This is a genomic window from Mycobacterium sp. (assembly GCF_052144515.1).
In the GTDB taxonomy this organism is placed as follows: Bacteria; Actinomycetota; Actinomycetes; order Mycobacteriales; family Mycobacteriaceae; genus Mycobacterium.
Map to the genome: position 1 here is coordinate 1 of NZ_JBKQQD010000006.1, position 7,047 is coordinate 7,047.

7 protein-coding genes and 1 pseudogene are annotated in these 7,047 nt (G+C 64.0%); all 8 read right to left on the reverse strand.

Annotated elements, in window-relative coordinates; translation table 11 throughout:
- Positions 1–217: 217 nt before the first annotated feature.
- Positions 218–940, reverse strand: coding sequence for a hypothetical protein (locus ACLP9N_RS00160; RefSeq protein ID WP_442405504.1), 723 nt, complete (start codon positions 938–940; stop codon positions 218–220).
- A gap of 580 nt (positions 941–1,520) precedes the next feature.
- Positions 1,521–1,781, reverse strand: a complete 261-nt coding sequence (locus tag ACLP9N_RS00165; RefSeq protein WP_442405505.1) for a hypothetical protein — start codon at positions 1,779–1,781, stop codon at positions 1,521–1,523.
- A 334-nt stretch (positions 1,782–2,115) separates the two neighbouring features.
- Complete coding sequence (locus ACLP9N_RS00170; protein ID WP_442405506.1) at positions 2,116–2,403, reverse strand: hypothetical protein; 288 nt, start codon at positions 2,401–2,403, stop codon at positions 2,116–2,118.
- Between the two features lie 78 nt (positions 2,404–2,481).
- Positions 2,482–2,736, reverse strand: coding sequence for a hypothetical protein (locus tag ACLP9N_RS00175; RefSeq protein ID WP_442405507.1), 255 nt, complete (start codon positions 2,734–2,736; stop codon positions 2,482–2,484).
- Positions 2,737–2,773: 37 nt separating this feature from the next.
- Positions 2,774–4,213, reverse strand: coding sequence for an alkaline phosphatase family protein (locus tag ACLP9N_RS00180; RefSeq protein ID WP_442405508.1), 1,440 nt, complete (start codon positions 4,211–4,213; stop codon positions 2,774–2,776).
- A gap of 169 nt (positions 4,214–4,382) precedes the next feature.
- Entirely contained in the window at positions 4,383–5,240 is an 858-nt protein-coding gene (locus ACLP9N_RS00185; protein ID WP_442405509.1) for a lipase family protein, read from the reverse strand.
- A 755-nt stretch (positions 5,241–5,995) separates the two neighbouring features.
- Entirely contained in the window at positions 5,996–6,235 is a 240-nt protein-coding gene (locus ACLP9N_RS00190; RefSeq protein WP_442405510.1) for a hypothetical protein, read from the reverse strand.
- A gap of 226 nt (positions 6,236–6,461) precedes the next feature.
- Positions 6,462–7,047: pseudogene (locus ACLP9N_RS00195) on the reverse strand (glycogen debranching enzyme); the annotation flags it as partial.

Sequence of the window (7,047 nt, forward strand, 5' to 3'; positions counted from 1 at the left end):
GCCGATTCTCACGTCCCAAAGCCACACACCGATTCTCCAGGCACACCCGCGCCAACCCCGCCCAGCCACGCCGAAACCGGCACACTAAATCAGCGGCGTCCTAGACCGTGGCAGCCGGTGAAGCCGCCGCCACGCACCGGGCGAGATCGCGCCCGCAGCAACTCGGTCATCAACGACCCGCAGACAGCTGAGCCCAAATGGCTTTGCTGGGCGATGGTTACGACTTTGCGCGTGCGGGCTGGGCCTGCCGGGCTGCGACGCCGTGTTCGTAGTCGAGTCGGGCGGAGAATTTCGCGATCTCGTACGGGTTGACGTACACCGCCAGGGTGTTGTTCTGCGCCTTGAACCCGGGGTGCTGTGTAGCTGTAGCGAGGCTGATTCCGGTGCCTTCGCCGGAGGATGACCAGTTGGTGGAGCCTTCGAAGGCGACGATGCCGTCGAGCACACCGCCCTTGGTGTGGCTGATCTGGTGGGTGTCCGATTGGCCGACCGCGAAGTCGGCCGCGTACCCCGTCGGGTCGTTGGCTTCATCAGAGGACAAGATCGCCTTTTCGTGGGCGCCGGAGGCCTGAGACCTGTCCAGCGTGACCTGCACCATGACCGTGGGGTCCTTGACCAGGCCGTCCAGGATCTGGTTGAGCTGGTCGTCGTCGTAGCCGAACATGTTCATCTTCACGCTCAGCCGCACCCGGGTGTACAGGTGCACGAGCACGCCGTGCACGTCGTCGCGGCCGACGTAGAACACCCGGAAATCAGGGCTGGCGGTCGGCCCGAACGCGCCCTCGCGGGTGTACTGAGCAAGATCGTCGAGCGTGAACGTCTGCAGGGTATTCGAGGAGGCGGGACTGGGCGTGGGGTCGCTGTTGGCTGGCTGTTCTGGCGAGGCAGCCTCGCCGTCCCCAGCGTCTGTCACGAGCGGCCGATTGGTTGCTTTAGCCATCGTTCACATCCTTTCCTAGTACCGGAGTGCTGTTGATGCGAGCGCGCTCAATGACCGCTTTTCGCCCCTGGTGCACTCTCTCTGTGAAGCCATCGACACCCCATTGCGCATCGAGCGCCGTCGATTACGCAAGAGCGTGGTCCGCTGAGTGGACCGGTCACCGACGGACGGACAGCCGTGCTCGGACGGATGCCTGCCAGGTTCCGCCTGCGCACGGTTTTTTGACGGGGCTTGGCTGGCTAGAGGAACCCAGCGACGAACTGTGGCAGGTTGACCGGGCGGCTGCAGCATTGTTGGTGACTTCACGATTCCGATGGAGGCGACTCCGCTGCGATGAGAGCGTCCACGGACGCCGAACCTTCACGCCGGAACGCGGATTTTGCGCCGCAGTACCGACCATTAGCCCACTGTCCACACATGTGCGTGCCTACATTGGGAGCTCACTTTGTTGGCCTGGGGTCAACGAGGCGAGGGTGGAGGTGTTGCTGCACAGTGGACCGCACGGGGCGCCATCATCATCGCGGCGATGGTCCGTAGGTAGGGTGTATTTTCCGGTCCCGCTGGTGGCGGCAAGAGGCGCTCACGGGTTTCCGGGTAGATCGGTCAACCAGCCGGGATCGGCCCACGAGTCGCGCGGCAGGTGTCGGCCATACCCCGGTTGCTTCGCCATTCGCTGTGCAACGCTGGCGTGTATGAAAGCGTTTGCCGGCACGGGCCGACGGCGGTACGTCAACAGGATCCAGTACCAGGCCATGCGGTGAATAGTGGCAGTTGCATTGTCGATGGTCAGCGCTGGCAACGGCAGGTCGTCCTCGAGCAAGAGCCCGGCCTGCTGCGTCACGGTGACGCTTCTCCCCCACGCCGCGGCCGAGCGACGCCTCGCCGACAGGCCTTATCTATCACGTTCGGTGGACAACAGTTAGATTGTTGCTGGACATGACGACCGCTCGAACGCGATGGAATTTCGGATCCTCCGACTAGGTTCGCATGCCGAGCTTGATGTACGCGGGACCTAGGACCCTGAAAAGCGCCACCAGCTCAGCGTGTGCACCGACAGCCCGGTCGTCTCTGACACCTCCTGAGCGGTCACGAGATCCTGATCGACATCGCCGCCGTGCCGAGGCGGCGGCTGCGCGGGAAGATGCGTTGGCGCGCCGCCCATTCCAGCCCCACTCCTAGATGATCGTGGCGGCATCGCCGGCCAGCACCTGCTGTGGGATTTGGGAGAACACGTACTCGGCCGGTGAAGCTCCGGGTTGGAGGGTGAAGGACCAGATCACATCGAACCGATCACCCGGCCAGGCGGCAGGGATCTTAGTGCCGGACACGGTCGGCAGCGCGGTAGCGATGGCAGGTATGTGCTGGTGTTCCCAACAGATGGGCACGACACCGGCGTAGTCGGCGACGACAGCGCTGGCGAGTGCTGACTCCTGGCCTTCGGCGAACGGAGAGTTGATCGACACCCCGAGCCGGGCGCTGAGGCCCTGAATGGTCTGGTAGGTCCGGTGTCCCTGCGTCTTGTCCGGATCCCCGTAGTCGGGTCAGAGCAGGGTCGCAGGGGTGCGCAGGCCGGCCTGCAGCGGTCCGAGCGCGGGCGCGAAGAGCACCGCGAGGACGCCCGAGCGTTGCCATCCGCGCGGCAGCAGTGCGTGGATGCTTTGGTTGCCGTCGACGTCAACCCCAAACGGCGGCTCCGGTGCAGCGGTCGGGGTCGGCGGATCGGCTGGCTTTTCGCCGTGGCGAATGACATAGATCAGCGCCGAGGGCCCGGCGCTGGCCGGCGAGCCAGCACTCATCACGGTCTCCGATCAGTGACGCGAGAGGATGGCAACCTTACGACGGTGGGGTGGCCCGGGCCGCTGTCCACGCCGCCGAACGTGACCTGATGTAGTCGTGGTAGTCCTGCTCGGTTGTTAGCGCGGGCATCGCGGCATGGGTCTGCCCCTGGGTGTCGGTCACCGGCAGCGTGGAAACCAGTTGGGCGTATACCTGCTGAATGTGGGAGGGGGTGCCCGCAACCGGATTCGCGCTCCTCGACGCCGGGACACTGACGCCGGCCAACGGGTCGTCGGTCCGCGGCTGCGACAGTGTGAGGGCGTCCCCGACGCCGGGAGCCGCCGCGTCACGGGCCGTGAGAGCCGGCAGGCCCCAACGGGTTTCGACGGTTCTGAGGATCGACGTGTGATCAAGAGGAACAGTTCCGGTCGGGCGAAAGACCGTGCCGGGAGCGATCAGAGGCGACACGAGCACGGCCGGCACCCGGACACCGAACCGGGTGAAGTCGAACCCAAACTCGCCGGCAGAACTGTCCGGGGGGACGGCACCGGTTGGCGGTGCGACGTGGTCATAGCAGCCGCCGTGCTCGTCGTAGGTGACGATCAGCAGGGTCTGGTCCCAAGCGGGCCCGTTGCGCAGGGCGTAATACACATCGTGGATCAGCTGCTCGCCGAGGGAGACGTCGTAGTTGGGGTGCTGGCTATTGCCAGACGATCCCCAGCTGGGCTCCAGAAACGTATAGGCGCCAAGACTTCCCGCCGCCGCAGCCGCAAGGAAGTCACGAAAAACGCCGAAGTGCGACTCCGGGGCGTTGGTGGTGTCGGGGAAATTCAGGCGGGTCAGTGGTGGGTTGGCGTAGCCGTAGATCGACCAGGCGAGGTTGTGCGCGCTCAGCAGCCCGAAGATGCTCTGCGAGGTGTACTTGGATGTCGAGTCATCCATGTGGCCCTGACTGGTCGCCGCGCACAGGAAAGCCCGATTGGGAAATGTCTCGGTCGGCACGGAGCTGAACCAGTGGTCGCATACCGTGAAACCGCGCGCCAGCCCCGACAGGATCGGCAGCAGCTCGGGGGTGAATATCCCCATGATGTCGGCACCAGTTGTGCCCGAAATGACGGGCCGGTGCGCGTCTATGCCCTTCAGCGTTGCCGCGAAGTCCGTGACGAATCCGCTGTTGGTCGCCGAACTCCCGGCGGGCGGGCTGGCCTCTCCGAACAGTTGCACATTGGTGGCCACGAACCCCTCGCCTGGGTCGGCCCCCGGCGTGAAATAGACGTTCGGCGTCCCTGCGGCTAAAGCGGTGACCGGGATGGATGCGCCGGTGGCATCCGAATTGGACTCCTTACTCGTCAGACCCTCGAACGGCTGATTGGTCAGAGGTGAGACGTTTCCCGAGTCGGCATAAAGAAACCCCAGCATGTGGTCAAACGAGCGGTTCTCGAGCACCAGCACCACAATGTGCCTAACCAATCCGAGTCTGTTAGCGGCGGCTGTCATTAAGCGTCCTTAATACGCGTCGAGGTGGTGACGTTGCCAAGCCCGTTAATAGTTGCCCCAGCCGGATCCTCGCCGACCAATCGGTCCATTGGGATCGATCCCGGTCCGCTCAGCGGATACGCCGCCGGACACCGCGGGGTTGCGGTCACGGCTGAACACCGATCGCCGCTCACTGAGCGCCCGAGCCGGTGCCCGCTGCTTTGGGCTGACAGTTGACGTCGAGTGGAATGACTGAGCCGCCCGATCGCAGGGACAGCAGATGGAGGTACGTGGCGACCGCATGTTCGCAACTCGGGGTGAAATCGACCAGGATCTCTGCGGGGAGTGGCAAGAGCCGCACCGGGGTTAGCTCATAACGCTCGTCCACATGCTGATAGCTCGGTGGAGGCGGCAATTTCGGGACAATATCGAGGCGATTTTCGATCCGGTACGAGTTGGTGACCACCTGATTGAACGTGCTTACAAACAGGGAATCCCCTGTACGCGGACTGCCGTAGGTGTAGACAACTGGGTGGCTGAAGACCGTATTGGCCGCCAGGTCGAGGGCGAGCAGCGTCGCCAGGGCTCCTCCCAAGCTGTGCCCGCAAACCGTCATAGAGGTCACAGGGTGCGGGAACGGAAGGCTGCCGATTGACTTGGCCACGGTCGGCGAATTCGGCGCGGCACCGGTTCGCAGCGAGTTGTACATGGCGGTGAAACCATCCTCCGTGTGACCGGCGCCGACAAGGAAGGGGCAGGGAACCGTGAGGAACTCGGCGTCGTGAATCCACTCCAAGATTCCTTCGGTACCCCGGAGCGTAATCACCGCATCGCCTGCTCCATTCGCCTGGCAGATCAGCCCGATGGAGACCGTGTCGTCGACCCGGCTCGGGTTCATGTCGGTCGCAAGATCGTTGGCATAGACCGTCGTGACCACTGTTCCGCCGGCAGTCAGCACCTTACCGGCCGAATTCGTCAAGTCGCTGGGCGATACGTCGTAGGTTTCAGCCAGAAGCTGGCCGAATTGTATTGCCGCCTTCACATCCATGGTCGGATCTCCTAGCAAAGCGCCGCACCCCGGGTCTTTCCAAAAAGTCCACCCGTACGGCCCTCCGGTGGCCGAATGTTTCACAATCGAACGTTTCGGCGCGGCAGCAGTCAACACCCGGGTCCGCTGAGCGGACCGACCCCGGCATCACACACCGCCGTCGCCAACCCCATCTTGGGCACGTGTTCGTCCATACCGTCATCGACGACCACTCGCGGGTGCGCCACCCCCACCGCGGGTTCGCCGAAAGTGGTGCACCGGCTGCAGTGCCAAGCGGCGCGACGCGGCAGCATGAGGCGGCGAGCGACCGTGCCCCGACCTTCCCCGCCCCCGCAGGCGCCGCACCCGTGACAGACGACGGGCCGATCATTCTGGCGTATCGAGACCCACACCAATCACTGACATTTCCTGGCAAGCAGGCCCGGGTCGACTCGTTCGGGCTCGACATCGATCTCGGCACATGCGTATCCGTAACCCTCCAATCCACCTCCCGTCCGCGTCAAGAGGCGGTTTATTGGACGACGGCTACGCTCCTTACACCGAGGGTCGCGCTCGCCGCCGGGCAACCCGCCACCGTGCAAACGGAATTGATCACCGCCGTCCACGACGATCCCGGACTGACCGGTTTCGGCCCTCCGCAGCGCGACAACTACACCGTGACCCCACTCACAGGCCAGGCCAGCAACGCTCCACTGCCAGCAATAGTCGACATTCCGCAGCCGGCGTGGAAATCCGGGAGTCGAGTACTGACAAACTCAGCCGTCACCTGCGCTGGGGTTGTTGGCAGCGGCCGGAACACGTTGCCTTACAAAGTAACTGGTGACGAATGAGATTATGACCGTGAGCGCTGAGGCAACCTCAGGGGGCACAGGCACGTGGAGCAGACCGAGGATCCACACCACCAGGACGGTCAGTGCGGCGGCGACGCCCCCGGCGGCGACCTTCGTGGTGGGTGCCATCGACGGCTGATTGATTGGTTGTCGGTCCCCTGCCATTACACCCTTCCTCTTCTGCTGGGCGGATATTTTTGGTTACAGCGGCTTGTGCTCTTGTCTGCTTGGCTGATTTGCGCTGTCGTATCGCCTATAGCTTTTGCTTCCTCCCGAGCGATCTTGTTGTGCGGACGGGTGACAGTAAGCGCCTGTGCCGGTCATTCTGATATCTGAGTCTTTTACTGCTTGCGAGCGTTGCCGCGTTGAAAGAGGCGACGACTGCAGATGGTCACCCTGTTCTGCACAGCACCAGCAGGCTGCGTGGGCTCAACGTGTAGCCCGAGCCGGTGGGCAGCGCGGTCGACGACGGCCCCGGTGATCCGGTGGCCTGTGTGATGTCCAGCACCGGTTCCCACGCGGGACCTCGGCTGGGCTGCGGCAGGGTGAAGACCTGCGGGTTCCACGAGGCGTTGAACAAGATCAGGAACGTGTCGTCGGTGAGCGGTGCTCCGTTGGCGTCGGTGTCGGTCAGCGCTGCGCCGTTGAGCCACACGGCAAATGCCAGCGACCCCGAATTCCAGCGGTCCGATGTCATTGGCGTGCCGTCTGTCCATAACCAGGCCACGTCCACGCCGCTGCCGGGCCGTGGCTCCTGGCCGGTCAAGAAGCTGCCGCGCCGGAAAACGGGGTGTTCCCTGCGGAGTCCGATCGCGCGGGCGGTGAACGCGAGCAGATCAAGGCGTTCTTGATCCAAGTTCCAGTCGTACCAGCTGATGGGGTTGTCTTGGCAGTAGGCGTTGTTGTTGCCGCCCTGGGTGCGCCCGATCTCATCCCCACCCAGGATCATCGGCACGCCTTGGGATATCAGCACGGTG